Below are 26,426 nucleotides of genomic sequence, written 5' to 3'. Positions count from 1 at the left end.
CGACGGCCGGCAGGACGGAGAGCACGCTCCGAATCGGACGTGTAGCGGGGCGAGTCGCTGTCGAGCGGTTCGACCGGGAGAACGAATCGTACCGGACGCGACCTACTCCGCCAGTCGCTGCCGGATCAGGTCGGCGAGGTCGTCGCGGAGTTCGTCGACGGCGACCTCTTCGAGGACGGGGACGAAGAAGCCCTCGACGAGCATGTCCTTCGCCGACTTGGGGTCGACGCCACGGGAGGTCATGTAGAACAGGTCCTGTTCGTCGACCTGTCCGACCGTCGCGGAGTGACTCGCCTCCGTGTCGTGGTTGTTGATGATGAGCTTCGGCGAGGCGTCGGCCTCGGACTCGTCCGAGAGCATCAGCGTGTTCTCGCGCTGGTAACTGTTCGTGTCCCAGGCGTCGCGGCCGACGTCCTGTACGCCCTCGTAGACGGACCGTGCGTGCTCGTCGAGGACGCCGCGGGTGACGAGGTCGGCGGTCGTGTGTTCGGCACGGTGCCAGACACGACTGTTCACGTCGAAGTGCTGGTCGCCGTGACCGAAGAACGCGCCGACGATGTGGGTCTCGGAGCTGTCGCCCTGGAGTTCCGTCTCCACGGCGGACTTGGTCAGGCGCGACCCGATGTTGCCCTCGATCCAGTTGACCGTGGCGTAGGTGTCGGTAACGCCGCGCTTGAGCGTGTAGTTGTACGTCTCCTCGTCGAGGTTCTGGAGGCTCCCGTACTGGACGTGGGAGTTCTCCCCGGCGGCTATCTCGACGATGCCGCTGTAGTAGCGCTGGCCGTCCACGTCGGCACCGGTCGCCTGCCGTTCGACCATCGTGACGGTGGCGTTCTGCTCCGTGACGACGAGCGTGTAGTTGAACAGCGACCGACTGTTCATCGTGGTCCGGATCTTCACGTCCTCGGCGTCGACGCCCTCGGGGACGTAGACGACCGTTCCGTCGGTGAAGAGCGCCGTCGAGAGCGCCGTGAGGTAGTTCTCCTCGGGGTCGACGACGCTACCGAAGTGCTCCTCGACGAGGTCGCCGTGCTCGGCGAGCGCCTCGGTCCACTCGAGGACCTCGGCGCCCTCGGCGCTGACGCGCTCTTTGTCCTGTGCGGCGTTCAGCGGGTCGACGAACGCCTCGAAGTCCAGGTTGTCGAGGTTCGTCCAGTTGCGCCCCGGTGTGCGGATGACGCTCGGCATGTCGAGGGTCGACAGCGCGTCGAGCGCGGACAGTCGGGTCTCCAGCAGCCACTCGGGTTCGCCGAGCCCCTCGGATATCTGCTCTACCTGGTCGCGTGTGAGGTTGGCGTGTACCTGTGTGCTCATGATTACCCGAGGCTCCCCTCCATCTCCAGTTCGATGAGGCGGTTGAGTTCGACCGCGTACTCGATGGGCAGTTCCTCCGTGATGGGTTCGATGAAGCCGGCGACGATCATCTGCTTGGCGTCGTCGTCGTCCAGTCCGCGGGACTGGAGGTAGAAGACGTCCTCGTCGCCGATCTTCCCGACGGTCGCCTCGTGGGCGACGTCGACCTTCGACTCCTGGATCTCCATGTACGGCATGGTGTCGGAGGTGGACTCGTTGTCGAACATCAGCGCGTCACACTCGACGGACGTCGAGGAGTTCTCGGCGCCGTCGGAGATGTGGACGAGGCCGCGGTAGTTGGTGCGGCCGCCGTCCTTCGAGATGGACTTGGACTCGATGGTCGACTTCGTGTTCGGTGCGTTGTGGTACACCTTCGCTCCGGTGTCGATGTTCTGGCCCTCGCCGGCGAACGCGATGGTGATGTGGTTGTCCGTCGCGCCGCGGCCCTTGAGGATGGAAGCGGGGTACAGCATCGTCGCCTTCGACCCCATGGAACCGGACACCCACTCCATCGTCCCGTCTGCCTCGACGATGGCGCGCTTGGTGTTGAGGTTGTACGTGTTCTTCGACCAGTTCTGGACGGTCGAGTACTGGACGTGTGCGCCCTCCTTGACGAAGACCTCGACGCCCCCGCTGTGGAGGTTGAACGCCGAGTACTTCGGCGCGGAACAGCCCTCGATGTAGTGGACTTCGGAGTTCTCCTCGGCGATGATGAGCGTGTGCTCGAACTGGCCCATCCCCTCGGAGTTCATGCGGAAGTACGCCTGCACCGGCATGTTGACGGTCGTGTTCTCGGGGACGTAGACGAACGACCCGCCGGACCAGACCGCGCCGTGGAGTGCGGCGAACTTGTTGTCGCTCGGGGGGACGCACTTCGTCATGAAGTGCTCCTTGACGATCTCTTCGTGCTCCTGGACGGCCTTGTCCATGTCACAGAAGATGACGCCCTTCTCCTCCCACTGCTCCTGCATGTTCTGGTAGACGATCTCGGACTCGTACTGCGCGCCGACGCCCGAGAGCGCCTTGCGCTCTGCCTCCGGGATGCCCAGTTTCTCGAACGTGTCCTGGATCTCTTCCGGGAGGTCGTCCCAGTCGTCGGCACCCCCGCGGGTGTCGATGTCCGGGCGGATGTACGGGACGATCTCGTCGACGTCGACCTCGGACAGGTCCGGCTGGCCGGGCCAGTCGGTCGGCATCGGCATCTGCTGGAACTGCTTCAGCGCCCGAAGACGCCGCTCCAGCATCCACTCGGGTTCGTCCTTGTCTTCCGAGATGAGACGGATGGTCTCCTCGGTGAGGCCCTTCTCGGTCTGGAACGCCGACGACTGTTCCTTCTTGAACTCGAAGCGAGCCTCGGTGTCGGTCTCTTTGAGGTGGTCTTGATCTGAACTCATGATTTGTGTGGTGTCGTGTCTGTTGGGTGGTTACGCGGTGCCGTAGACCTCGTCGCGAACCCAGTCGTAGCCCTCGTCCTCGAGCTGTTCTGCGAGTTCGGGACCACCGCTCTTGACGACGCGGCCGTCGAGCATGATGTGGACCCTGTCGGGTTCGACGTAGTCGAGGATGCGCTGGTAGTGCGTGATCTGCAGGATGCCCGTTCCCTGCTCGTCGCGGAGGGCGTTGATGCCCTTGGAGACGTCCTGCAGGCGGTCGATGTCCAGCCCGGAGTCGATCTCGTCGAGCACCGCGATGGACGGTTCGAGGATGGCGGCCTGGAGGACCTCGTTCTGTTTCTTCTCACCGCCGGAGAAGCCAGCGTTCAGGTAGCGCTGTGCGAACTTCTCGTCCATGTCGAGTTGCTCCATCTTCGCCTGGAGGAGTTGCTGGAACTCGGCGACGCCGATCTCGCCCTCGTCGGCGGGACCCTCCATCGGGGAGGTGTCGTAGCCCGCCTCCTCCGCTTCCTCCTCGGCCTCGTCGTCGTCCTCGAAGAGTTCCTCGCGCTCCTCTAGCTTGGCGTTGAGCGCAGTTCGGAGGAAGTTCGTCATCGTGACGCCCTCGATCTCTGCGGGGTACTGGAAGCCCAGGAAGATGCCGAGCGCCGCACGCTCGTTGGGTTCCAGTTCGAGCAGGTCCCAGGTCCGCTTGTCCTCGGGAATCTCGAAGTCCTCGCCGAAGTCGCCGTCCTCGAGGTGCAGGAGTACCTGTCCGTCTGTCACCTCGTACGCCGGGTGTCCGGCGACGATCTTCGCCGTCGTGGACTTGCCGGAGCCGTTCGGGCCCATCAGCGCGTGAATCTCGCCCGATTCGACCTCGAGGTCGACGCCGTCGAGGATCTGTTCACCGCCCTCTCCCGCAACGCTCGCGTGAATATTTTGAAGTTCGAGTTTTGCCATACTGGCTACCTCTTAGTAGTCTAGCCAAGGGGTGTCCGCCCCATAATGCTTGCGTATCTACCTCCGTTCGATTCCTGTATCGGTAAATATTTTTCGCGAATGTAGAACCATCCGGGCAGAGTATCGACGCCCTCGACGATCAGGGCCGGCCCGGATCCTCCCCTTCGACGACGGTGACGTGGGCGCGGTCACATGAAGTTCCCGAGGCCGGTCTGTTGCTGTCCCGACTTGACCTCTTCCCACGAGATGCCCAGGGCTTCGAGGACGCGTTCGATGGGCCCCTGGAGCGTCTTCTCCAGCATCTTGTCGTAGTCCACCTCGAACTCCCCGGGTATCTGGTCGTCGTACTCGAAGCAGATGACGTCCTGTTCCCGCTTGAACTCGCCGTACCGGTGGTCGGTCCGGGCGTCGAAGCCCTCCTCGTCCTCCATGCGCTCGAAGTAGGATGGGTGGACCTTCTTCAGGTAGATGCGCTTCGGCTTGGACCCGCGGTCGAAGTTCGTCCCGAGCAGCAGGTTCGCGTACTTCGCCCCGCGAACGTGGGCCGTGTCCGTGTCGTAGTCGTCGAGTCGCTTGCCGATGCCGCCCGGGATGGCTATCTCGTCGTAGCTGTATTCCCCGTCGCGGAAGCGTTCGATGACGTCGTGGACGTAGTCCGTGATCTCGGACTCGTCGGCACCGCGGACCACCTTGTCGATGACCTCGTGCTGGACCTCCTTCGTAATCGGGGCGATGTCCGAACGCTTGTACTCGAAGCCCGTGATGTCGACGTCGTCGACGTGCTTGCCCTCCTTCCAGATGATGTGGCCGGCGTAGCGCTTCTTCTTGCCAGCCTGGAAGAACCGGCGGTAGAGCTTCTCGAACTCGATCTGGAAGCGGTGTTCCTCTCCGCCCTCCACGTCGACGTTCAGTTCGTCGTGCGCGAATTCGTCGTAGGAGTCGTTGATGTGCTCCTCGATCTCGAATGACTGCTCTATGGCCTCCTCGGGAGAGACTTCCCGTCCAAGTTCCAACATTACCGAGTCGGTGTCACCATAAGCTACTTGGTAGTTGATTTCGTTCGCAGCCTGTTCGGTGAACTCGATAACCTCACGCCCAGTTGCGGTCACGGCCGCGCCCATCTCTTTGTCGTACAGGCGGAAACGGTCCCATCCAAGCACGCCGTAGAGAGAATTCATAATAACCTTGACAGCTCCTTGTTGCTGGTCGTAGCGCTCGTAGTCCTCGCTCCCCGGGTCGTACTGGTTCCGCAGGGACTTCTTGTCCTCGCGTTCCTCGAGCAGTTCGTCGACCATCGCCCGGATCATCCCGTCCCGGTCCTTCCGGAAGTGGGTCCCGTTCGGGGCACGGTAGGTCTCCCCGTCGAAGGAGTCGGGGTCGACCTTCGTCTCGGGACTGGCGTTGATGGTCACCATGCACATCGGGTAGAGCGACTTCAGGTCGAGCACCGTCACCATCTCCTTGACGCCCGTGATGGGGTCGAACACCGCCCCACCCTCGTAGTCCTCGGACTCCTGTTTGCCCTTCGAGGGCAGCGCCCACCGGCCGCTGACCTTCTGGAGGACGTACATGTCGACGGCGTCGCCCGCCGTCGGCGCGTCCTCTATCTTGCACCCGACGAACGTCCGGACCTCGTCGTAGAACGAGACGATGTCTTGCTTGCGGTCGAGTTCGACGCAGAGTTCGACGTCCCTGAGGTTGTACTCCAGCAGGCGGCCGGGGTCGTCCTCCCAGAGGTCGCCGATGTCGCCCGTGTAGCGCTCCTTGCCGACGCCGAGTTCCTGCTCGCCGACGGCGTCCAGTCGGTAGGAGTCGAGTTCGGAGAACTGCCGGCTCTTGTACGCGTACAGGAGGTCGAAGACCACGCGCCCCTTCACGTTCGGGCCGCCCCAGCCGGACCGCCAGACCTCGTTCACGCGGGAGAGGCGGTCGGGGTCCAGGTCGTAGTCGTGCATGGACGAGTCCAGCAACTCGAGGCGGTCGAGCAGGTACGGCGCGTCGAAGTCCTCGAAGTTCCACCCGGTCGTGATGTCGGGGTCCGTCTCGTCGACGTAGTCGAGGAACGCGTCGAGCATCCGCATCTCCGCCTCCTCCTCGTCCGCCCCGTCGAACGTCTCGACGCGCAGGTCGATGTCGCCCTCGATGGGGTCGTACTCGGGGAGCGCACCGGGCGCCTCGCCGTCGAACTCGTCTGCGACGGCGAGCCAGACGACGTACTCGTCGTCGTACGAGTCGTGCGAGGTGAGACAGAGTATCGGCTCCTCGCCGTCCTCGGGGAAGCCGTTCCGGTCGTCGACCTCGATGTCGAACGTGTTCACGCGCGGCGTCGCCGTGACGTCGCAAGCATCGACCTCCTCGTGGGGGACCCGGACCGCGCCGCTCTCGCCGCGTCGGTCGGGGACCCGGATGCCGCTGTTGATGCCCTTGTCGACGAGGAACCGGTTCGGGAACAGCACGTCGGCCTCGTAGTGGTCGAAGCGGTCGCGGATGTTCCCGACGTCGCGGGGCGTCCGGCCGAATATCTTCGTCAGGTGCTCCCCCCGGATGCTCACGTACGGGTCGCCGTCCTCGTCGGTCTCCTCCCACCCGGTGATGACGTCCTCGGACTCGAGGTCGTCCTCGTCGAGCGACTCCGTCGGGGCGTAGAAGTACGGCTGGAACCCGAACACCATGACGTGTTCGGCCGTCCCGTCCTCGGTGCGCCCGAAGACGTGCATCACCGGCTGTTCGTGTTCGCCGGCCCCCTCGACGGTGTAGTCGACCTGCATCACGGCGAGTTCGAGGACGCCGTCCGGGTCGGGAAACAGCGCTTCGTCGCTCTCGACGATGTCTGAGTTCTCGAGGCCGGGCGTGGTAATCGCCTCCGCCTCGGCGACGAGGTCCGCCTGGTCGAGGCCATCGTCGGTGTCGGCGCTCCCGTCGAATCCGGCGAGCGTCGACTGGGTCGCGTCCCGAGAGTCGGTCATTGGCCTCGCTTGGTGTGGAGCGACTAAAATGTCCGCGATTCGAACCCCGGTGGTCCGGACGGCCGGGGAGGTACCAGCGGATTTCGCCGACGGCAACAAGACATATACCCTGGTACGGCTTAGCACCGTCCAGAGGTGAACGGCTTGTCCGACCACGCAACTGAATCAAACGGACGTACGGCCGACAGGGACGAGAACGACGGCATCGAGTCTATCGAGACATACGAGACCGACGACAGCGTCGTATTCTACGACGCGGAGAACCCGCTCGCGTGGTTGGAAGCCACCCGAACGTTCTCGCTACGAGAGAGCGCCTGAGACGCCACCGGGGCACCGACCCGACGAGGAACGTTTTTCCCGACGTCGGCCCAACGTTTCTGTGTGCTGGACGACGTGCTGAAGGACGAGAAGGGACCCGGCGAACCCGACCCCGAGGCCGACCTCACCGACTACGAGGAGCAACTGGCACCGTCGGTGCGGATTCCCGGTTCCGGGACCCCGCAGTCCACCGCCGAGGGGAGCGTCCCTGGAGAGCTACAGCGCCGGTTCTGGGTGCTCGTCCTCGCGTTCAACGCGGCGCTGCTCGCCGGCAGTCTCGGCGCGATGCTCGTCGTCTTCCGGGGGGACTGGACCACGGGCGGCCGACTCCTGCTCGCCGGCGCCGTCTGCTTCGGCTACGGCTACTATCGGCTTCGGACGTGGGACACGAGCGCCTCGTCGTTCGACGACGACGACGATGAGGGTGGCGGCGACGAGGAGAGTACCGACGACGACGCCACGGGCGAGGATGCCTCGAACGACGTCGCCGACGACAACGACTAACCCGTCGGGGCCGAACGTCGGCGTATGCGAACGGTCCGGGACGCCGACGGTAACAGCTATCTCGTCGTCAAGGAGTCGGACGAGTCGACGCTCGTCCGCGACCCCGAGACGGGTACCGAACGGTACGTGGCGAACGAGTCCCTGCACGACGCTACCGGGTCGTCGCCCCTCGACGTCGCGGCCAGCGCCGTCTCCCCGGGGGTCAGGCGCGTCCTGAGCGCGACTCACGACGACCGGTCGCTCGGCCTGCTCGTCGAACTCGTCGACCGGGGCCCCGTCGGTGTCCGAACCCTCCTGGGCGAGTACGACCTCTGCGAGAGCGACCTCCTCGGCCTGTTGACCGAGTTCCGCGCAGCAGGGCTGGTCGAGGAGGCACGCGTCGCGGGCGAACGCGGCTACGAGGCGACCGACCTCGCCGTCGAGGGGGTCGGAGAACTGCGACGTGGAGCGTAGAGTAGCGTAGCGTCGCCCTCAGTCCAGTCCGACGATGGGTCGCTCGCCCCGGGTCACCGTCGAACGGTTCGTCGTCGGGTTCTTCTCGACGTGGACCAGCGAGTCGGCCGCGCCGACGAGTTCTTCGTCGTGGCTCACGAGCAGTATCTGCTCGACGCCGTACTCGGAGCGCATCGTCTCGACGAGCGTCAGCAACTGCGTGACGTGTCCCGAGTCGAGGAACACGGTCGGTTCGTCGAGGATGAGTGGCGGCATCGGTGCGGCCCCCTCGACGCCCTCCGAGAGCAGGCGGTAGATGGCACACCGGAGGCTCAGGTTGAACAGCGCCCGCTCGCCGCCGGACAACTGCTCGGGGTCGAGCGTCTCGCCGTCCTTCTGGTAGACCGTGAGTTCGTAGTCGCCGGAGAGTTCGATGTGGGAGTAGGAGTCGTTCTGGTAGACCAGTTCGAACGTCTCGTTGAGCATCCGTTCGAGCGTCTCGACGTTCCGGCGCCGCAGTTCCGCACGCAGGTCGCTGTACATCTCCTGGAGGTCCTGGGCCTCGTCGTAGAGGGATTCGAGCGCGGCGACGCGTTCGTCGAGCGCGTCGCGGTCTGCCCTGAGCGATTCGAGTTCCGAGAGCTCCTTGCGGACGCCACCGATACGGTCCCGGAGTTCGTCCTCTTCCGATTCGAGCGATTCCAGCGCCTCCGTCGCCTGTTCGATGTAGTCCTCGGCGCGTTCTTTCTCGGCCCGGGCTGTGTCGACGCGTCCCTCGTCGACCTCGGCTTCGAGTTCAGACTTTCGTTCGCGCTTCTCGGACAGGCGCTCCCGACGCTCCTCGTTCAGTTCGGCCTTGCTCTCGCGCTCGTCGCGCAGTCGTTCGACCGTCCCCTCGGTCGCCGCGATCTCGCCGAACAGGTCGGAGAGGTGCTCGAGCGTCTCGACCTCGGCCTTCACCTCGGCCTGCTCGCCGTTCGCCTCGCCGAGGTCGCTCCGCAGTTCGTCGGCCGCCTCGCGCGTTCGCTCGGCCTCCTCGCGCGTCTCGGTCGCCTCGGTGTCGAGTTCGTCCGCCTCCTCGCGGAGGTCCGCCGCACGCGCTCGTCTGTCCTCGACGTTTGCCGCCTTCTCCTCGCGCAGTTGCTCGATGTTCCGCCGGTTCTCCTCCAGATTCTCGACCGCCCGCTCGGCCTCGCGGAGGTCCTCGGCGCGGTCGATGCGTTCGTCGAGGTCCTCGAGTTCGGCCTCGACGTCGGCGAGGTCTGACTCCCGCGACTCCAGTTCGGCCCGGTCCTCCTCCAGCGAGTCGACGTGGGGTGACCCGTCGACCGTCTGCCCGCACTCCGGACACTTGCCCTGGTCGAGCAGTTCCTCGGCCTCCTCGATGCGGTTCCGGAGTGTCTCGACCTCGGTCCGGCGCTCGCTAGCGGTCTCGCGTCGCTCCTCGCGGTCCTCTCGCAGGTCTTCGAGGTGCGTCTCGGCGTCGCCGAACGCGATGGGTGCGTCCTCGAACGCCTCCCGGTGTGCTTCGATGCGGTCGTCGAAGCCGTCCAGCTTCGCTTCGAGTTCGGCGAGTTCGTCCGCGGCCTCGTCGGCCTCGGATTCGAGGTCGGCGGCCGATTCGCGCCTCTCGTCGGCCTCGGATTCGAGGTCGGCGGCGCGCTCGGCCAGGCGCTCGGCCTCGTCGGTCTTCGAGCCGATGTCGACGGACAACTCGTTGATCCGCTCCTGGAGCGCCTCCGACCGCGATTCGAGTTCCGACAGGCGATAGTCGACCAGCGCCTCGTCGTCGTCCGCGTCCACGTCGTCCGGCAGGTCGGTCGCGTCGGGCAGGTCGGCCTCGGCGAGCAGGTCGTCGCGCTCCTCGCACAGGGCGTCGAGTTCGTCCGTCCGGTCGCGTAGCTTCGACTTCAGTTCCTCGCGCTCGCGTTCGGTCTCGGCGATGTCCGTCTGGAGTTCCTCGACGTCCGCGGCGACTGATTCGAGCGTCTCGCGCTTTTCCTCCTGGTCGTCGAGCACCGCCTGCGCCTCGTCCCTCGTCGTCTCCGCCTCGTCGAGGTTCTCCTCCAGGCGCGCGATATCGCTCCGGGTCTCCTCGAGTTCCGTCTCGAGGTCGTTGAGGCTGTCGTGGAGGCCCTTGTCCTCCTTCGCCTCGACCTGTTCGACGAGCGTCTTCCGCTGTCCTCGAACGTCCGTCAGTACGTCGCTCACGCCGAGTCTGGCCTCGCTGGCGCGCTCGCGGTACTCCTCCAGTCTCCCGAGCTGGAGCAGGTCGTCGATGACGTCCTGTCGCTCAGAGGGGGTGGCGTGGATGAGCTTGTTCACCTCCCCCTGGCGGACGTACGCGCAGTTGACGAACGCGTCGGCGTCCATCCGCAGGAGGTCGGTGACGGCCGTGTCGACGGCGCTGGGGCCTTCCCACGAGGCGTCGCCGCCCTCGAGCAGGCAGTCGTGGGAAACCCGGTCGCCGTAGTCCTTCAGGCTCCGTTCGAGGTGGTAGTCGACCCCGTCGTGGGTGAACCAGAGTTCGACCGCACAGTCCTCCTCGCCCGTTCGGATGACGTCCTCGCGCGTCCCGGGGACGGCCGCCGACCCGTAGAGCGCGAAGAAGCATGCTTCGAGCAGGCTGGACTTTCCACTCCCGTTGACGCCGTGGACGACCGTGACGCCCCGGTCCAGGCGCAGGTCGGCGTCGCCGTAGCACTTGAAGTTCGAGAGACGGACGCGGTCGACCCTCACAGGAACTCCTCCATGGACGACTGCGAGTCCGTTCCGTCGGTCGGTTCGTCTTCGGACGGTTCGTCCTCCGGTGCCACCTCGTCCCGGTCCGCGGCGTCTGACCCCGCGGCGTCCGACCCTGCTGCGTCACCGCCGTCGGCGGAGGCAGCGCCGGTCCCGTCGGATTCGACGGGGTCCTCGTCGGCGAGAGCCCCGTCCACGCCCTCGAAGGCGTCGAGGTCGTCCTCGTCGATGAGGGCGTCGACCCGCTCTTTCACCGAGTCGCGGACGTTCGAGTCGGCGACCTTCGACGCCCGGACGGTCTCGTCCACGTCCCGGGCGGCCCTGCTCAGGCCGAGTTCCCGGACGCGCTCGCGGACCGCCTCGTCTGGGTCGGCGAACGACACCTCGACCTCGCGGTCCTCGTCGAACTCCCGGCGGTCGTTGACCCGGGCGACGAGTGCGCCGCGGTCGATGGCCAGTTCCTCGACGGGTGCCGGCGAGACCGGTTCACCGTCGCCGGTGACGGTGACGACCACGACGGCGTCCTCGCAGTCGTGTTCGCGCACCGCCTCTCGCACGCGTTCGACGCCCTCGTCTGGCGCGAGGTCGACGTCGACGAAGCGGAACGGCCGCGTGTCGGGGATGCCCCGGCGACTGATGGCGACCTCGTCGTCGGTGGTGACGATGTTGTAGCCGCGGTCGTCCCGCTCGCTGGCGCTCACGCGCTCGGTCGACCCGCAGTAGGTGACCCAGGTTCCGTCGACCTGTTCCACGCCGGGTGCGTGGTTGTCGCCGACGAGCATCGCGTCGAAGTCGACCGTCGCCTCGGCGAGGAGGCGTTCGGTGTCCCAGTCCGCGTGGGCGAACGGTTCGAACAGGCCGTGACTGACGAGCAGCGCGTACTCGGCGTCGTGGGCCGCGAACTCGTAGTCGAGGTCCTCGCGGCGAGAGCGGGGCACGAAGTCGAGGCCGTAGAAAGCGGTGTCGCCGATAACGTGTGGGTCGCGCCCGAGTCTGGTCGCGAGTCCGAGGTCCTCGAACAGGTCGAGCCACTGGCCGTCTCGCTTCCCCTCGTGGTTGCCGACGACGGCGAGGAAGGGTATCCCCGCGTCGGCGAGGTCGTCGAGGGCCGCGACCGTCCCCTGGAGGTCCTGCAGGCCCGGGCGTCGGTCGTGGAACAGGTCGCCTGCGTGGACGACGGCGTCGACGTCGTCCTCGATGGCGTCCGTGACGACGCGCCGGAACGCCCGGAGGAAGTCCGCCCTGCGGTCCGGCGAGTGGTACTGGCGATACCCGAGGTGGGTGTCGCCAGTGTGGATCACCCGTGTCATGTCGCCCTCTATTGCCTTCCACCCTATAGACGTTCCGCGGTCCGGTCGTCGCGGGTGGCGTCCGTTCGACGCGGTCGGGGACCGTCCCCCACGACAAGATTCAAGAGCGAGTATGGTAATTGACGACTCGAACGGATGGGTACGGAGGATGGCGGCGAGAAGCTGGTCGCAGACGCGGAGACGCTGGCGACACTCGACGGCGTCACACCGGTCGCGGCCGCACAGTTGACGGACGCAGAGGTGTCGGCGAGGGACATCACCGAGAAGCGGGTGACCTACACGGACCTCGTCGAGGCGGGCGTCGAACCCGACCTCGCGACGGACCTCAGGCGGCAGTACTCGCTGTCGTGGTCGTCGGCCATGGGCGACGGGCTGGACGAGCGCGCGGAGAAGATGAACGGGCTGCACGAGGACGAACGCGACTGGGTCGCCGCGAGCACGAGCGACTGGGAGGAACTCGGCGTGGAGGAGTTCGACCCGGTCGAGCGCGAGGCGGTCGACGTCTGGGCCGACCGGGACCGCCCGACGCCCGTCGAGACGGTAGTCGACGGCTACGTCGCGGAGCAGCTGATGGAGGCCGGCATCAACTCGGTTCGCCAGCTGGCCGTCGTCGACGCGTCTTCGCTCGCGGACGCCCTGGACGTGGACGTGATGCAGGCCCGGACCTGGCGCTTCGCGGCACGCGACGCGATGACCGACCCGTAACCGTCCGCCCTGTGTCTCGACGGCTAGCAGCGTCACCCGGCGAGTCCTGACCACGGGTCCCGTCTGCTCTGGCCGCGTTCCAGCGCCGAGCCCCGGCGAAACATTTACTACGAAAGTAGTGCGATTCTCGGATGTGAAAAACGAGTCGAGAACGCGGTAGCGGGCCCGAGTCCTCGCGTGAGGCCGTATCACCGAACACCGTTACGAACACCATATTTTTATACGCGGTTGGCGGAACTTCCAACCGAATGCGACCCATCGACGACTCTCCCATCGTGCGAGACGGAAAGGTACTGATTCTGGCGATGGACCACGGCCTCGAACACGGTCCAGTCGACTTCGAACCAGTCCCGGAGACCATCGACCCGTCGACGGTGTTCGACGTGGCGACGCACGACGCCGTGACCGCGATGGCGGTCCAGAAGGGCGTCGCGGAGGCGTACTACCCGTCCTACGAGGACGACGTGAACCTCCTCATGAAACTCAACGGCACGTCGAACCTCTGGATGGGCGAACCCGACTCGGCGGTCAACTGCTCGGTCGAGTACGCCGTCGAGGAGGTCGGTGCCGACGCGCTCGGGTTCACCCTCTACGGCGGGTCGAACCACGAGATCGAGATGGCCGAGGAGTTCCGCGAGGCCCAGGAGGACGCCCGCGAGTACGACGTGCCGATGGTCATGTGGTCCTACCCGCGCGGCCAGGGCCTCAAGAACGACCGTGCCCCCGAGACCATCGCTTACGCCACCCGGCAGGCGCTCGAACTCGGTGCTGACGTCGCGAAGGTCAAGTACCCCGGTTCGCCCGAGGACATGGAGTGGGCCGTCGACGCCGCGGGCAAGGTCAAGGTCGTCATGTCCGGCGGGTCGAAGACCGACGACTACGCCTTCCTCAAGCAGGTCGAGGGCTGCATGGCGGCGGGCGGGAAGGGCCTCGCCGTCGGACGGAACGTCTGGCAGCGCGAGAACCCCCGCGAGATACTCGACGCCCTCGAAGCCGTCATCTACGAGGGGGCCTCCGCCGAGGAAGCCCTCGACCGATGAAGGCGGCCGAACCCCACGCGGAGGTGGTCGACGAGATCGTCGACGCCATCTGTCGGAGCGCTCCCGAGATTCGCCGCGGACTCGTCGGCCGACGTGGCATGGTCGACGAGGAGAACCCCAGCGGCGAGGCGCAGGCCGAGGCCGACGTGTGGGCCGACGAACTGCTGGAAGACCGCCTGGCGAGCATCGACGGCGTCGGCCAGTACGCCAGCGAGGAGCGCCCGGCGGTCGTCGACTGCGGCGAGGGCGTCGCCGTCGCCGTCGACCCCCTCGACGGGTCGTCGAACCTCAAGTCCAACAACGCGATGGGAACCATCTTCGGCGTGTACGACGCCGAACTGCCCGCCGCCGGCACGGACCTCGTCGCCGCCGGCTACGTCCTCTACGGCCCCATCACGACGCTGCTCGTCGCCTACGACGACACCGTCGTCGAGTACGAACTCACCAGCGAGGACCGTGGCGTCGTCGAGCGCGACGTGTCCATCCCCGACGACCCCGTCGTGTACGGGTTCGGCGGTCGCGTCCCCGACTGGCCGGACGACTTCGCCGACTACGTCGACGAGGTCGAGGACGAACTGAAACTGCGGTACGGCGGCGCGATGATAGCCGACGTGAACCAGATCGTCACCTACGGCGGCATCTTCGCGTACCCCGCGCTCGAATCCGCACCCGACGGGAAACTCCGCCTCCAGTTCGAGGGCATCCCGATCGGCTACGTCGTCGAGACGGCGGGCGGCGCATCCTCCGACGGGACCCGGTCGCTCCTCGACGTCGAACCGACCGAGCTCCACCAGCGCGTCCCCCTCCACGTCGGCAGTACCGAGTACGTCGAACGCCTCGAAGCGGCGCTGGACTGAGCGACCGCCCTCGAAACCCGAAACCGGCTCACTCGGCCGTCGCCCGAACCACGCATATCTGTGGTCGTCTCTGGACCTCCCAGTCGTCGTTCGCCAGCGGGAGGTACGACGCGGGCGGTTCGGGTTCCGCGAACCGGTCGAGTCTGAACCCGGCGCCTGCGAGGGGCGTCAGCACGGCCGAGAGTGGGCGGTGGAACGTCGTCACGGGCGCATCCCAGCCGAGTTCGACGGGCGTCGGCTCGTAGTACCGGTCCACCTCGTCGTACGCGCTGAACAACTGGAACGGGTGGACGACGGTGAAGACGAGGACGCCACCATCGACGAGGACCCGGTGGAACGACTCGAACGCTCGTGTGAGGTCGGCGACGTGGTCGAGGACGAGATGAGACAGAACGACGTCGAACGACCCGTCCTCGAACGGGAGGGACCCGGAGAGGTCGGTCTGCTCGAACGTCGCCCGGTCGCCGAAGCGCTCGCGCACCCGTTCGACCGCCCGTTTGCTGGCGTCGACGCCGACGACGCTGGCACCCCGGTCGAGCAACCAGTCGACGTGTGCACCGACGCCACAACCGGCGTCGAGTACGCGGCTCCCGTCGAGTGACGGGACGTGCTCCCGGGTCGCCGGCCACGAGTAGTGGCGCTGGAGGGGGTTGTCCCCCCAGGGCGAGGCCCAGTCGTCCGTCCCGCCACGGCCGTCGTCGGGCGTGTCCCCATCGCCGTCGGCGTCTGCAGAGCGACCACCCGACGACGGCCGTCTGTCCGCCAGTTCGTCGTACCCCTCCCACGGTCGGTCGGGGTGCTCGTCGTTCCGTGCGTCGGCGGGAGCATCGTCGTCGGTCATCGGTCGTCCGATACGTTCCGGCCGGACGCCGATATACGTTCCAGCCGACAAGATACGTCGTACGTCTCCGGTCCGTGTCGTGGCCAGACCCCGTCAGACGTCGTCGACTAGGTCTCGGCGGTACGTCACGTCGATGTCGAACCCGCCGTCTCGCAACCGGAACCGGACCTCGTCGAGGTTCGTCTCGTAGGTCCGGAAGTGGTTGCCGTCGTCGTCGACGCGCTCCCGTTCGACGACGAGGTCGTGGTCCTGGAGGACGTCGATGCGCCGGTAGATGGTCGCCTCCGAGGCGTCACAGCGCTCTGCGAGTTCCTTGGCCGACATCGCCTCGACCGACGTCAGCGCGAGTATCCGTCTGGCGTCCGCGCGCTCGAACACGTCGAACAGCGTGTCTGCGTCCCACTCGTTCGCCACGTGGGGTCCGACGGGGCACGGAGGGAAAAAACGTGGGCGTTCGGGGGCAGTTTCACTGCGTGAGAACGCGCCCGACGACGGCCCGGTGCGCCGGCGCTTCCACATCGGCCGGCGTGACGCCCGACGCGTCGACTCTTCCGACCGGCCGTCGCGCGTCGACGAGTGCCGTCCCGAACTGGTGTACTCTGTCGCCGTTTTCGTCCCCGTCGAGCTTCAGGACGCCAGAATAGGCACCACTCCCTTTTCCGTCGCGGTCCAATCGCGCGATGGACGATGACCGAGAGCTACCGAGGACGTGCCGGAACGGCCGAACGTCCGAGCATCGACTTCTCCCTGGACAGGGGGACGGTGATACAGCTACGGAACCGCTATCCGTGGGTGGTTCGCTGGCTCCTGGCCGAGTTGGCGATACTCTCGCTGACGGCGACCGTCCCGTACCTCTTCCCGCAGGGCGGGGAACTCGCCGGGGTCCTGTTCGGGATGGGTCTCACGATGGCGGTGTTCGTCGGCGCGGTCGGCCTCGTCGCCGGCGCTGTCGCGACGTTCTACCGCGTCCGCCGGACCGTCGCGCGAAACCGGTCGTCGCTCTGACCCGGTCGGCAATCCCTGCACCAACCGTAAAGGGAAACCTTTCTCACCGAACGCCGCGCACGCCGTACCATGAAAGTGCGCATCAGCGAGGGCGCCTCCGACGAGGAGGCCTCCGCCATCGCCGCGGCGCTCGCCGAGCACGTCGGCGACGAGGTGGCCGTCTACGTCGGCCAGGCCGACGAACCGGCGGCGACACACGACGCGCCGGAGCCACGGGCCGGCGGCGCGCCCGGGGTCGCGGCCGAAGACGGACTCGGACCAACCGAACGCGAGGAGCGACTGGTCGAGGAGATCGAGGACATCCTCCAGGGCGGCCCGGAGAAGTACAAGGAGACCCTGCCGGAGGAGGGCAAACTCTTCGTCCGCGACCGCCTCGACCTCTGGTTCGGTGGCGCAGACGACGCCTTCCTGTTCGAGGACGGCAAGTTCGCCGAGTTCGACGCCGACGACCGCATCCCAGCCGACGGCCTCATCACGGGCGGCGCGACGTTCGAGGGGCGCGACCTCCACTTCATGGCGAACGACTGGACGGTCAAGCGCGGGAGCATGGCCGCGAAGGGCGTCGAGAAGTTCCTCCGGATGCAACAGCGCGCCCTGAAGACCGGCCGGCCGGTGCTGTACCTGATGGACTCCTCCGGCGGTCGCATCGACCAGCAGACCGGCTTCTTCGCCAACCGGGAGGGCATCGGGAAGTACTACTACAACCACTCGATGCTCTCCGGGCGCGTCCCACAGATATGCGTGCTGTACGGCCCGTGCATCGCCGGCGCCGCGTACACGCCGGTGTTCGCCGACTTCACCATCATGGTCGAGGGGATGTCGGCGATGGCCATCGCCTCGCCCCGGATGGTCCAGATGGTCACCGGCGAGGACATCTCGATGCAGGACCTCGGTGGTCCGCAGATGCACGCCACCGAGTCGGGGAGCGCAGACCTCGTCGCCGAGGACGAGGAGCACGCCCGCGAACTCGTCGCCCAGCTCGTCACCTACCTGCCCGACAACAGCGACCAGGACCCGCCGAAGTCGGAGCCGAAGCCCCCGGCGAAGTCGCCTGCAGGCATCGACAGCGTCGTCCCGCAGGAGCCGAACCGCGGCTACGACATGACCGACGTCATCGACCGCATCGTCGACGAGGGGTCCTACTTCGAGTTGCGACCCGACTACGGGAAGGAGATACTCACGGCGTACGCCCGCATCGACGGTCGCCCGGTCGGCATCGTCGCCAACCAGCCGGCACAGCGCGCCGGGGCCATCTTCCCCGACGCCGCCGAGAAGGCCGCCGAGTTCATCTGGAAGTCAGACGCGTTCAACGTCCCCCTCCTCTACCTGGCGGACACGCCCGGTTTCATGGCCGGGTCGCAGGTCGAGAAAGACGCCATCCTGGAGAAGGGCAAGAAGATGATATACGCCACCTCCTCGGCGACGGTCCCGAAGCAGTGCGTCGTCGTCAGGAAGGCCTACGGCGCCGGCATCTACGCCATGTCGGGGCCGGCGTACGACCCCGAGTCGACCATCGGGCTCCCGTCGGGCGAGATAGCCATCATGGGCCCCGAAGCGGCCATCAACGCGGTGTACGCCCGCAAGCTATCCGAGATCGACGACCCCGACGAGCGCGCAGAGCGCGAGGCCGAACTCCGCGAGGAGTACCGCGAGGACATCGACGTCCACCGCATGGCCAGCGAGGTCGTCATCGACGAGATCGTACCGCCGTCGTCGCTCCGGACCGAACTGGAGAACCGGTTCCGGTTCTACGAGACCGTCGAGAAGGACCTGCCCGACAAGAAACACGGGACGGTCCTGTAGCCGACCGCACCGCACTCTCACGGCGCCGCCGTTCTGGTACCGGCGCAGTACAGGCGGTCCCCAATCACCGGACCGAGCGCCGGTGGCGCTCGGCCGCCGCCCGGAGCCGTCGTACCTCCGCCAGCACGGCCTGCCACTGCTCGACGGTGCCGGGAATCTCGTCGGCACCGGTCCGGGCCGCGTCGCGCTGGTCGAGGACGAGGGACTGGACCGACCGGGGGTCCGCTATCTTCCAGAAGGTCAACTCGGTCCCCATCCCACCGGCGGTGTCTATCTCGACGGTCCCGTAACCGAACGCCGTTCCGAGGACGCCCTGCTCGTAGGCGCTGTTCTCGACCGTCTCGAACGACACCGCGAGCACCGACCGCGAGAGCACGCCCGACTTCCGGTAGCAGCGACGGTTCGTCACGACGAACTCCGTGTTGGTGACGTACAGGTACGCGAGTGCCGGCGGCAGGACCCCGACGAGCGCGACGGGTCGCGGCACTCCAGAGAGGACGAAGGGCACCACCGCGAGCGCCAGTCCGACGGCCAGCCACGGCAGAACAGTCTGGACCCGGGGCGAGGCCGCCCAGAGGACCTCCTCCCCGTCCTCCAGCGTGAGCCAGTCGCGGCTCATCGGTCCGGAGCGTCGGTCGTCGGTCGGTCGCCGTGGCCCGTCTTCCGGCCAGGGGCGTCGTCACGCGCCGGGCCGTCGGCCTCCCCTGCCTCGATGCGCTCGAACGTCTCGCGCATCGCCCGGAGTTCGGTCAGAATCTCGTCCAGCACCTGCTCCTTGTCCGTCGCCTCCTCGCTGTCCGACCGTCCACGCGCCGCCTTGATGCGCCTGTTGATGGTCTCCTGGACCGACTTCGGGTCGGAGACGGACATGAACTGCATCTCGACGCCGGACCCGCCGGCCGTCGAGATGTCGACGTTCCCGTACCCGAAGTAGGTCCCGACGACGCCCTGGCTGAAGGAGATGTTCTGTACCTTGTCGAAGTCTATCTTCTGGACGTCACGGGAGAACACGCCGGACTTCCGGTAGAGGCCGTCGGTCGTGACGACGTAGTTGGTGTTCTCGCGCCAGAGGTACGCCCCGGCCACGATGGGGATACCGACGAGTATCAGCGAGAGGGGGATGCCGATCACCATGGCGGGAACGATGCTCATCCGGTGTGGCGTCGCCGACCAGACGATCTCCTCGTCTTCGTCGAGGCTCAGCCAGTCGAACTCGTGCTCGGACATGTACGGGCGCTGTGTCGTCCGTGAAGAAATGTCTACCCTTTTCACTCGTCCGCGATGGGGACGCGGGCGAGTCGCATCGCGTTCCCGGTGACGGTCGTCGTCATCCCGACGTCGCCCGCGAGGACGACGAACCAGAGCGGGATGGAGACGATGGGGATGGCGACGGCGAGCGCCGCCTTGACGCCGAGACTCCCCCAGACGTTCTGGCGTATGACGCTCGTCGTCTTGCGCGAGAGGTCGACCAGGTACGGGAGACCGTCGAGGTCGTCGGTCAGCAGCGCCACGTCGGCCGTCTCGATGGCGGTGTCGCTGCCGGCGGCCCCCATGGCGATGCCCACGTCTGCCGTCGCCAGCGCGGGGGCGTCGTTGACGCCGTCGCCGACCATCGCGACCGTGCCCCGCGACTTCAACTCCTCGACGGCGTTCGTCTTGTCCTCGGGGAGCAGGCCGGCCCGGACGTCCACGATGCCGAGTTCGTCCGCGACGGCGCGGGCGGTCCCCTCGTTGTCGCCGGTCAGGAGGACCACGTCGAGACCGCGGCCCTGGAGCGCGGCGACCGCCCTGGGGGCGTCGTCGCGGATGGTGTCCCTGACGGCGACGATGCCCTCCAGACTGTCCTCGGTCCCGACTAGGACGACCGTCTTGCCCTCGGCCTGCAGTTCCGGGATGGTGTCCTCGACGAGGTCCAGACAGCCCTCGCGCTCACAGAGCGCCCGGACCTCCGGGCGGGGACCGTGTTCCGGCGTGAGGTGGACGTGGTCGAGGTCGAACCCGAGGTCCTGGAACAGGCCCGGTTTGCCGGCGTAGTGCTTCACGCCGCCGAGTTCGGCCCGGACGCCCTCGCCGGTGAGGCTCTCGAAGCCGGTGACGTCGGCGTGCTCGACGCCCTGGCCCTCCGCGTGCGCCACGATGGCGTCGCCGATGGGGTGCTCGGACCGACTCTCGAGGCCACGAGCGCACTGGAGCACCTCGTCCTCGGTCTTCCCGTTCAGCGGGACGACGTCGGTGACGGCGAGGTTCCCGGTGGTCAGCGTGCCGGTCTTGTCCACTGCCACCACGTCGACCTCCCCCATCGTCTCCAGTCGGTCGCCGCCCTTGACGAGGACGCCGTGGTCGGCCGCGCTCGTGACCGCCGAGACGACGCTGACCGGCGTCGAGATGACGAACGCGCAGGGACAGGCGATGACGAGGAGTTTGATGCCGTCGACGGCCCAGGGGACCCACGCCTGGCCGAACAGGAGCGGCGGGACCGTCGCGACGAGGACGGCCCCGGTGGTGACTATCGGCGTGTAATAGCGTGCGAACCGCTCGACGAAGCGCTCGTGTTCGGTCTTGTTCGAACTCGCGTCGGTCACGAGGTCGACGATGCGCGCCAGCGTCGACTCGTCGGCCGTGGAGGTCGTCTCGACCTCGAGGAAGCCCTGTTCGTTGACCGTCCCCGCGTACACCTCGTCGCCACGGGTCTTGTCGACCGGCACCGACTCGCCGGTGATCGGGGCCTGGTTGACGGCGCTCTCGCCGTCCCGGACGAGGCCGTCCACCGGTATCTTCTCGCCGGGTTCGACGAGGACGACCTCGCCGACGCGCACCTCCTCGGCCGGAATCTCGACGCGCTCGCCGTCGCGCCGGACGACCGCGGTCTCGGGCGCGAGTTCGAGCAGTTCGTCGAGCGACCGCCGGGTGCGCTCGATGGAGTGTCGTTCCAGCAACTCGGCGACGTTGAAGAGGAACGCGAGCGACGCCGCCTCGATGAGCAGGTTCTCCCCGGGAACGGCGACGGTCAACCCGGTGGCTGCGAGGATGGCCGCGCTCATCAGGAAGTCGATGTCCAACGAGCGGTTCTTCGCCGAGTAGAAGCCGTTCCTGAGGATGACCTGCCCACCGGCGACGACCGCACCGGCCAGGAACAGGTCCGAGAGGGCGTACGTGCTCCCGAGGACCGTTCCCAGTTCGGGGTCGGGCAGGACGAACCAGAAGAGCAGGGCGACCCCGACCAGCGCCCCGGAGATGCCCGTCTTCACGCCTCGTGGGGTCCGCCAGACCGCCGTCGACCCTTCGTCGTCGTCCTCGACCACGTCGTAGCCGGCGGCCTCGACGGCCGCGACCACGGACTCGCGGTCGGTCCGGTCGGGGTCGTAGCCGACCACGAGCGTGCCGGTCGTCGGTCGGGGGTCGATGGCGGTCACGCCGTCGACGGCACCGACCGCCTTCTCGACCTTCGTCGCACAGGAGGGACAGTCCATGTCGGGGACGTCGAGTCGCATGGAGGCGGCGGACTCCGCCACCGAGGTCGAGGCCTCGGCTGGCGCAGTCGACCCGTCTGCGGGGGCGGGTTCGCACGCGTCCCCGCACTCGTCCGTAGCGTCGTCGCTCATGTCGAAGGCTAGCCGCCCAGGCGTTATTAATTCGGCTGCTATCAGGGCCGGCTGAGGTGGCCAGTATTAACAATCTGTTCGCGTTCAGTTCACAACCTTGCCGACGACCGTGCCATTGCGGAACGACACTTCACTCGAAGAACACTGAAAACTAATATACGATGACACCGAACGCACGGAGCGATGGCTGTGGTCGAACGACACGCCTGTGAAGGCTGTGGCCGCGTGTTCTCTCTCGACAACCTCACGACGGTCACGATGCCGGGCGGGTCACAGACGGCCTGTTGTCCCGAGTGCCGCGAGTACGCGGAGACGGTGGCCAGCGGCGAGTCGGACATCGACCAGCGACAGCGCGAGTGCGAAGGCTGTACCCGGAAGGTCCTCGTCTCCGAACTCGAGGAGGTCATCCTCCCCGACGGGACGGGCGTCCTCTGCTGTTCCTCGTGTGCCGAACACGCACCGAGACGGGACGGCGGGTCGGACGCGAGCCACCGGAACGAGCGTCAGGAGGCCGAAACCGCCGTCGAACTCCAGTCCAGGGACCCCTCGAAGGCGAGTCGACGCCGGAACCTCTGTCAGCACTGCAACGACTGGTACTCCATCGAACTGTACCGCGTCGTGACCCTCGACGACAGGACCGAGAAGTTCTGCCCCGACTGCGTCGAGGACGCCCGCGACGAGGGCATCATCAAGGACGTCCGCATGCGACGCACCGAAGCCTACGAGGTACTGGGCTGTACCGGGTTCACCGACGAGGACGACCTCAGGGACACGTACGTCGAACGCGTCAAGGAGGTCCATCCGGACCGCGAGGGTGGTTCCCGCGCCGCGTTCAAGGAAGTGCAGCGGGCCTACGAGCGACTCAGCGCCGACGGCTAGGTCTGGTCCACGCGTCGGACGTACCCGAGCGTCGCCGGATTGAAGACGTACCGCGACCCGCACTCGTCGCAGGTCGCGACCAGCGCCTGGTTGTGCTCGTACATCCTCCCGAGCGACTTCTGTGACTCCTCGATGTCCAGCGTCACCGTCGCCCCACACCCCTCGACGTTGCATGGGAACCTGACGAACCAGTTCGGCGTCGACAGCGTCCCCAGCGGGGCGAGGACGGAGCGCAGTCGACCGAGCAGGTCGAACACCGTCGCCTCCCGGTCGTCCGGTCGGAGTCTGGCGCCCTCCTGCTCCTCGAGGTACCCGGGACTGCTCACCGACTCGGCGCACATCGGCACGACCGGGATTCCCTTCGCCGTCGCGTACCCGGTCTCCTGGTTGACCCACTGGTCGGACGCACCGTTCGCCGTGAGGACGGCGACGACCACGTCGCTGTTCGAGAGCCGTCCCTCCATGTGTCGTCGGCTCCGACCGGAGTCGAGTTCTTCGAGCGCGACGTGGACGCCGATTGGCAGGTTCCGAACCGTCGTGAGGAGTTCCTGGACGAGTTCGAGGTCCGCCGGCGCGTGGGAGACGAACACCTGCTCTTCGGCCATAGGCGAGAATCACGGGTCGAACACAAAACGCTTACTCCCCGTCGTGCACCCGTCCGCGGCGGATGGCTCGACTCCCGTACTCGGCTCCAGCGACGACGGCCGTCCCCACGGCCTCCTGGACCGTCGACGCGGCTCAGAGCGGCGAGACGAGGTCTTCGAGCGCCGCACGTGGGTCGTCAGCCTTCGCCACGCCGGATGCGAGCAACACGCCGGTCGCGCCGAGGTCGGCCGCGGCGGCGAGGTCGTCCCCGGTCGAGATGCCGGCACCACAGAGGACGTCGACGGCGGGGTCGACCGACTCGGCCGCCTCGACCGCACCGGTGACCACGTCGGGGTCTGCCTGGCTGACGGGCGTGCCCGTCCCGATGAGTTCCGGCGGTTCGACGGCGACGGCGTCCGGTCCGAGCGCGGCGGCCGCGCCGACCTGTGCCGGGTTGTTCGCACAGACGATGGTCTCGAGTCCGACGCGGTCGGCCGCGTCGAGGCCGCCGTCGACGTCGGCCAGTTTCAGTCTGCGCTCCGAGTGGTTCAGGAGCGTCCCGACGGCGCCCGCGTCGGCCGCCGCCTCGGCCAGCGTGCTCCCCGTGTGACTGCCGTGTTCGACGGGGTCCACGTGCTGTGCCCACGTCTCGACGCCGGTCTCGGCGACTCTATCGAGGTGGGCCGCCTGGGGTGCGACGCCGATGCGGACGCCGGTGTCGTCGCTCACGTTCGCGGCCGCGGTCGCGACCGCGACCGGGTCGCACGGGTACGCCTTCAGGTTGACGAGTACGAACATGTGGGTACGGCCACGAGCAGTCACCAAAAGCGTGTCTCTTCGGCCGTCGCGGTGGACGCGACGGCGACGCGAACCGAACCGGACCGGACCGGACCGGACCGGACCGGACTAGTCGTTACAGCAACCGCCGGCCTCGTCGGCGAAGTCGAGTCCGATCTCGGCGGACAGCGTGTCGTTGATGGCCTCGAGACGGACGTCGAGTCGGTTCTGGGCGTCGAGGTACTCCGCCATGACGGGGATGTCGTGGAGTTCCTGCTGGGCCTGCTGGAGTTCCTGCAGGTCCTCCTGGCTCGCCTGGCCCGTCTGGCGCGCCAGCATGAACTCCTGGCGGACGGACTCGAACTCGTCTATCTTCGCCTGTGCCTCCTCGCTGTCCTCGACCTCGGCCTTGGCGGACTCGAAGCGCTCGAACTCCGGCAGGTCGCGGATTGCCTGCCCGAGTTCGCGGGCCCGCGTCTCGACCTCGCTCTCCTCGTCGACGTCGTCGCCGCTCGCCTCGATGCTCATGGACGCCGTTTGGGAGCGGACGTGTTTCAACGTATCGGAGCACTCCCGGGCCATCCGAGAACGTCGTCCCCGGGTCAGACCCGGCTCTCGCGTTCGGTCGCTCCCGAATCGCCGAAGTTAACCGTCCGTGCCGGCTATTCCGGTGCAATGAGTCAGGAATCGTACTCCGAAGGAGACCTCCGGAATACGGGCATGTCCCTCAAGCACGACCGCGAGTGGGACTACGAACTCGACCGCATCGTCGAGGCCGTCGACGAGCGAGACGCGGACAAGGTGGGCCTGCAGTTCCCCGAGGGCCTCAAGCGCCGGGGCCCGAAGGTGGCCGACGACCTCCGCGAACTGCTTCCGGAGGACGTCACCGTTCTCATCTCGGGACAGCCGTGTTACGGGGCCTGCGACCTCGACACCTACCTGATGCGTCGGACCGACGTGTTCGTCCACTTCGGCCACTCGCCGATGAAGGAGTCGGACAAGATACTCTACGTCCCGCTGTTCTCCAACGTCGAGGTCCTCCCGAGCGTCGACCGCGCCATAGACGAGGAACTGGCGGGGGACGAGGTCGGCCTCGTCACGACCGCACAGCACATGAACCGCTTCGAGGAGATGCGCGAGCGCCTCGAGGACGCCGGGTACACCGTCCACACCCGGAAGGGCGACGACCGTCTCACGCACGAGGGGCAGGTCCTCGGCTGTAACTACGCCTCCGCCGACATCGACGCGGACCAGATACTCTACGTCGGCGGCGGCAAGTTCCACCCCCTCGGACTGGCGATGGAACACCCGGACAAGAAGGTCGTCATCGCCGACCCCGTGAACAACGTCCTCACCGTGGCCGACACGGAGAAGTTCATGAAACAGCGCTACGGCGCCGTCCACCGCGCCATGGACGCCGAGCGGTTCGGCGTCATCTTCTGTACGAAGATCGGGCAGGGTCGCTGGGACCAGGCCGAACAGATCGTCGACGAGAACGAGAACGCCTACCTCATCACCATGGACGAGGTCACGCCGGACCGCCTGCGTAACTTCGACATGGACGCCTTCGTCAACACCGGTTGTCCCCGCATCACGACCGACGACGGCCCGCAGTTCCACAAGCCGATGCTCACCCCGCAGGAGTACCGCATCGCCATCGGCGAGGAGCCCCTGGAGGACCTGTCGTTCGACACGTTCCACGGCACCTGGTGAGGGTCGACGACCTATCGGGCAGGATATTTCATTACATAGAAACTTTTTCCCCGGGTTGCGTGGTACCGTCGGCTATGGTCGACATCGACTCTATCGCCGTCGTCCCGGACCACTGCCACCGATGCGGGACCGAGGTCGGCACCACCGAGTGGGAGGGTGACGAACACCCCTGGTGCCCCGAGTGCGACATGGTCCTCTCGCGTCACCCGGTGCCGGGCGTCCACGTCGTCGTCCACGACGACGACAGCGTCCTGTTGCTCGACGAACCGATTCCACAGCACGAGGGACTCCTGAGTCTCCCCGGCGGGTTCGCCAAGTACGACGAGGGGCCGAGGGAGACCGGCATCAGGGAACTCGAGGAGGAGACGGGCCTCAGCGCGGACCCGGCCGACCTGCGGTTCGTCACCGTCCTCCACTCGGAGTTCCCGTCCACCTCCCTCTACCTCCTCACGTACGAGGTCCACCGGTCGAACGTCTCTGGCGAACTCGAGGGGGAGGCCGAGGGCTTCGAGGCCGCGTTCCGCCCCATCGAGGAGGTGCGGTCGGCGACCGACCGGATCCGGGACTCCGACCGGGAGCGGATCGAACTCGCCCTCGACCCGTCGAGGCGTGCGGCGTGACGCGACGGACCGTCTCGTACGCGTTCCGAAACCTGTAA

At 66.9% G+C, this 26,426-nt stretch carries 25 protein-coding genes; 11 read left to right on the top strand and 14 right to left on the bottom strand.

What is annotated here, in order from left to right:
- Nucleotides 1-102: 102 nt before the first annotated feature.
- The 4 genes from sufD to ACSC1W_RS03655 form a co-directional block, all read right to left on the bottom strand.
- A complete protein-coding gene (gene sufD / locus ACSC1W_RS03670; protein ID WP_435345507.1) occupies nt 103-1,314 on the bottom strand; it encodes a Fe-S cluster assembly protein SufD in 1,212 nt (403 codons plus the stop codon).
- Nucleotides 1,315-1,316: 2 nt separating this feature from the next.
- On the bottom strand, nt 1,317-2,747 hold the full coding sequence (gene sufB / locus ACSC1W_RS03665; RefSeq protein WP_435345506.1) for a Fe-S cluster assembly protein SufB: 1,431 nt from the start codon (nt 2,745-2,747) through the stop codon (nt 1,317-1,319).
- A gap of 30 nt (nt 2,748-2,777) precedes the next feature.
- Nucleotides 2,778-3,689 carry an ABC transporter ATP-binding protein gene (locus ACSC1W_RS03660; protein ID WP_435345505.1) on the bottom strand — a complete coding sequence of 304 codons (912 nt, stop codon included), beginning with the start codon at nt 3,687-3,689 and terminating at the stop codon, nt 2,778-2,780.
- Between the two features lie 188 nt (nt 3,690-3,877).
- Nucleotides 3,878-6,655, bottom strand: a complete 2,778-nt coding sequence (locus ACSC1W_RS03655; RefSeq protein ID WP_435345504.1) for a DNA-directed DNA polymerase — start codon at nt 6,653-6,655, stop codon at nt 3,878-3,880.
- 144 nt (nt 6,656-6,799) lie between these two features.
- Between ACSC1W_RS03655 and ACSC1W_RS03650 the strand changes: the two genes are divergently transcribed.
- The 3 genes from ACSC1W_RS03650 (at nt 6,800) to ACSC1W_RS03640 (ending at nt 7,930) form a co-directional block, all read left to right on the top strand.
- Nucleotides 6,800-6,973 carry a DUF7331 family protein gene (locus ACSC1W_RS03650; RefSeq protein WP_435346006.1) on the top strand — a complete coding sequence of 58 codons (174 nt, stop codon included), beginning with the start codon at nt 6,800-6,802 and terminating at the stop codon, nt 6,971-6,973.
- A 63-nt stretch (nt 6,974-7,036) separates the two neighbouring features.
- The gene (locus ACSC1W_RS03645; protein WP_435345503.1) at nt 7,037-7,477 is read left to right on the top strand and encodes a DUF7322 domain-containing protein; all 441 of its coding nucleotides are present in this window, start codon (nt 7,037-7,039) and stop codon (nt 7,475-7,477) included.
- 24 nt (nt 7,478-7,501) lie between these two features.
- The gene (locus tag ACSC1W_RS03640; protein WP_435345502.1) at nt 7,502-7,930 is read left to right on the top strand and encodes a DUF7346 family protein; all 429 of its coding nucleotides are present in this window, start codon (nt 7,502-7,504) and stop codon (nt 7,928-7,930) included.
- Between the two features lie 18 nt (nt 7,931-7,948).
- On the opposite strand, the gene rad50 is transcribed toward ACSC1W_RS03640, so the two are convergent.
- Together rad50 and mre11 are read right to left on the bottom strand one after the other, a co-directional pair.
- Entirely contained in the window at nt 7,949-10,648 is a 2,700-nt protein-coding gene (rad50, locus tag ACSC1W_RS03635) for a DNA double-strand break repair ATPase Rad50 (RefSeq protein ID WP_435345501.1), read from the bottom strand.
- Nucleotides 10,645-11,961 (bottom strand): DNA double-strand break repair protein Mre11, encoded by a 1,317-nt coding sequence (gene mre11 / locus ACSC1W_RS03630; RefSeq protein ID WP_435345500.1) that lies wholly within the window; start codon nt 11,959-11,961, stop codon nt 10,645-10,647. The genes rad50 and mre11 overlap by 4 nt, the downstream gene beginning before the upstream one ends.
- 135 nt (nt 11,962-12,096) lie before the next feature.
- Here mre11 and ACSC1W_RS03625 point away from each other — a divergent pair, with 135 nt between their 5' ends.
- The 3 genes from ACSC1W_RS03625 to ACSC1W_RS03615 all read left to right on the top strand — a co-directional run bounded on the left by ACSC1W_RS03625 (nt 12,097) and on the right by ACSC1W_RS03615 (nt 14,563).
- Complete coding sequence (locus tag ACSC1W_RS03625) at nt 12,097-12,666, top strand: DUF7409 domain-containing protein (RefSeq protein WP_435345499.1); 570 nt, start codon at nt 12,097-12,099, stop codon at nt 12,664-12,666.
- 248 nt (nt 12,667-12,914) lie between these two features.
- Nucleotides 12,915-13,706 (top strand): class I fructose-bisphosphate aldolase, encoded by a 792-nt coding sequence (locus ACSC1W_RS03620; RefSeq protein ID WP_435345498.1) that lies wholly within the window; start codon nt 12,915-12,917, stop codon nt 13,704-13,706.
- Entirely contained in the window at nt 13,703-14,563 is an 861-nt protein-coding gene (locus ACSC1W_RS03615; protein WP_435345497.1) for a class 1 fructose-bisphosphatase, read from the top strand. Before ACSC1W_RS03620 ends, ACSC1W_RS03615 begins: the two co-directional genes overlap by 4 nt.
- A gap of 28 nt (nt 14,564-14,591) precedes the next feature.
- On the opposite strand, the gene ACSC1W_RS03610 is transcribed toward ACSC1W_RS03615, so the two are convergent.
- Nucleotides 14,592-15,404 carry a class I SAM-dependent methyltransferase gene (locus ACSC1W_RS03610; protein ID WP_435345496.1) on the bottom strand — a complete coding sequence of 271 codons (813 nt, stop codon included), beginning with the start codon at nt 15,402-15,404 and terminating at the stop codon, nt 14,592-14,594.
- Between the two features lie 93 nt (nt 15,405-15,497).
- Entirely contained in the window at nt 15,498-15,818 is a 321-nt protein-coding gene (locus ACSC1W_RS03605; protein ID WP_435345495.1) for an ArsR/SmtB family transcription factor, read from the bottom strand.
- A 273-nt stretch (nt 15,819-16,091) separates the two neighbouring features.
- Between ACSC1W_RS03605 and ACSC1W_RS03600 the strand changes: the two genes are divergently transcribed.
- Nucleotides 16,092-16,409, top strand: a complete 318-nt coding sequence (locus tag ACSC1W_RS03600) for a hypothetical protein (protein ID WP_435345494.1) — start codon at nt 16,092-16,094, stop codon at nt 16,407-16,409.
- Nucleotides 16,410-16,478: 69 nt separating this feature from the next.
- Nucleotides 16,479-18,212, top strand: coding sequence for an acyl-CoA carboxylase subunit beta (locus tag ACSC1W_RS03595; protein WP_435345493.1), 1,734 nt, complete (start codon nt 16,479-16,481; stop codon nt 18,210-18,212).
- Nucleotides 18,213-18,276: 64 nt separating this feature from the next.
- Here ACSC1W_RS03595 and ACSC1W_RS03590 read toward each other — a convergent pair whose 3' ends face one another.
- From ACSC1W_RS03590 to ACSC1W_RS03580, 3 genes are read right to left on the bottom strand one after another with little or no spacing between them, the layout of a single operon-like run.
- Complete coding sequence (locus ACSC1W_RS03590) at nt 18,277-18,831, bottom strand: PH domain-containing protein (RefSeq protein WP_435345492.1); 555 nt, start codon at nt 18,829-18,831, stop codon at nt 18,277-18,279.
- Nucleotides 18,828-19,439 carry a PH domain-containing protein gene (locus ACSC1W_RS03585; RefSeq protein WP_435345491.1) on the bottom strand — a complete coding sequence of 204 codons (612 nt, stop codon included), beginning with the start codon at nt 19,437-19,439 and terminating at the stop codon, nt 18,828-18,830. Before ACSC1W_RS03585 ends, ACSC1W_RS03590 begins: the two co-directional genes overlap by 4 nt.
- Before the next feature lie 41 nt (nt 19,440-19,480).
- Entirely contained in the window at nt 19,481-21,814 is a 2,334-nt protein-coding gene (locus ACSC1W_RS03580; RefSeq protein ID WP_435345490.1) for a heavy metal translocating P-type ATPase, read from the bottom strand.
- A 183-nt stretch (nt 21,815-21,997) separates the two neighbouring features.
- Here ACSC1W_RS03580 and ACSC1W_RS03575 point away from each other — a divergent pair, with 183 nt between their 5' ends.
- Nucleotides 21,998-22,693: a J domain-containing protein gene (locus tag ACSC1W_RS03575; protein WP_435345489.1), complete on the top strand. Its 696-nt coding sequence runs from the start codon at nt 21,998-22,000 to the stop codon at nt 22,691-22,693.
- On the opposite strand, the gene ACSC1W_RS03570 is transcribed toward ACSC1W_RS03575, so the two are convergent.
- The 3 genes from ACSC1W_RS03570 to ACSC1W_RS03560 all read right to left on the bottom strand — a co-directional run bounded on the left by ACSC1W_RS03570 (nt 22,690) and on the right by ACSC1W_RS03560 (nt 24,583).
- Nucleotides 22,690-23,298: a toll/interleukin-1 receptor domain-containing protein gene (locus ACSC1W_RS03570; protein ID WP_435345488.1), complete on the bottom strand. Its 609-nt coding sequence runs from the start codon at nt 23,296-23,298 to the stop codon at nt 22,690-22,692. The two genes, ACSC1W_RS03575 and ACSC1W_RS03570, sit on opposite strands and share 4 nt — an antisense overlap.
- Nucleotides 23,299-23,431: 133 nt before the next feature.
- The gene (tpiA, locus tag ACSC1W_RS03565) at nt 23,432-24,076 is read right to left on the bottom strand and encodes a triose-phosphate isomerase (RefSeq protein WP_435345487.1); all 645 of its coding nucleotides are present in this window, start codon (nt 24,074-24,076) and stop codon (nt 23,432-23,434) included.
- A gap of 108 nt (nt 24,077-24,184) precedes the next feature.
- Complete coding sequence (locus ACSC1W_RS03560) at nt 24,185-24,583, bottom strand: YlbF/YmcA family competence regulator (RefSeq protein ID WP_435345486.1); 399 nt, start codon at nt 24,581-24,583, stop codon at nt 24,185-24,187.
- A gap of 147 nt (nt 24,584-24,730) precedes the next feature.
- Between ACSC1W_RS03560 and dph2 the strand changes: the two genes are divergently transcribed.
- Both dph2 and ACSC1W_RS03550 read left to right on the top strand, forming a co-directional pair.
- Nucleotides 24,731-25,768 (top strand): diphthamide biosynthesis enzyme Dph2, encoded by a 1,038-nt coding sequence (gene dph2 / locus ACSC1W_RS03555; protein WP_435345485.1) that lies wholly within the window; start codon nt 24,731-24,733, stop codon nt 25,766-25,768.
- A gap of 74 nt (nt 25,769-25,842) precedes the next feature.
- Entirely contained in the window at nt 25,843-26,388 is a 546-nt protein-coding gene (locus ACSC1W_RS03550) for an NUDIX hydrolase (protein WP_435345484.1), read from the top strand.
- Nucleotides 26,389-26,426 lie beyond the last annotated feature (38 nt).

Origin of the sequence: Haloarchaeobius marinus (genome assembly GCF_051207415.1) — an archaeon.
GTDB lineage: Archaea > Halobacteriota > Halobacteria > Halobacteriales > Natrialbaceae > Haloarchaeobius.
The sequence above is the reverse complement of the archived record's forward strand: the minus strand, read 5'-3'. Positions and strand labels throughout refer to the sequence as shown.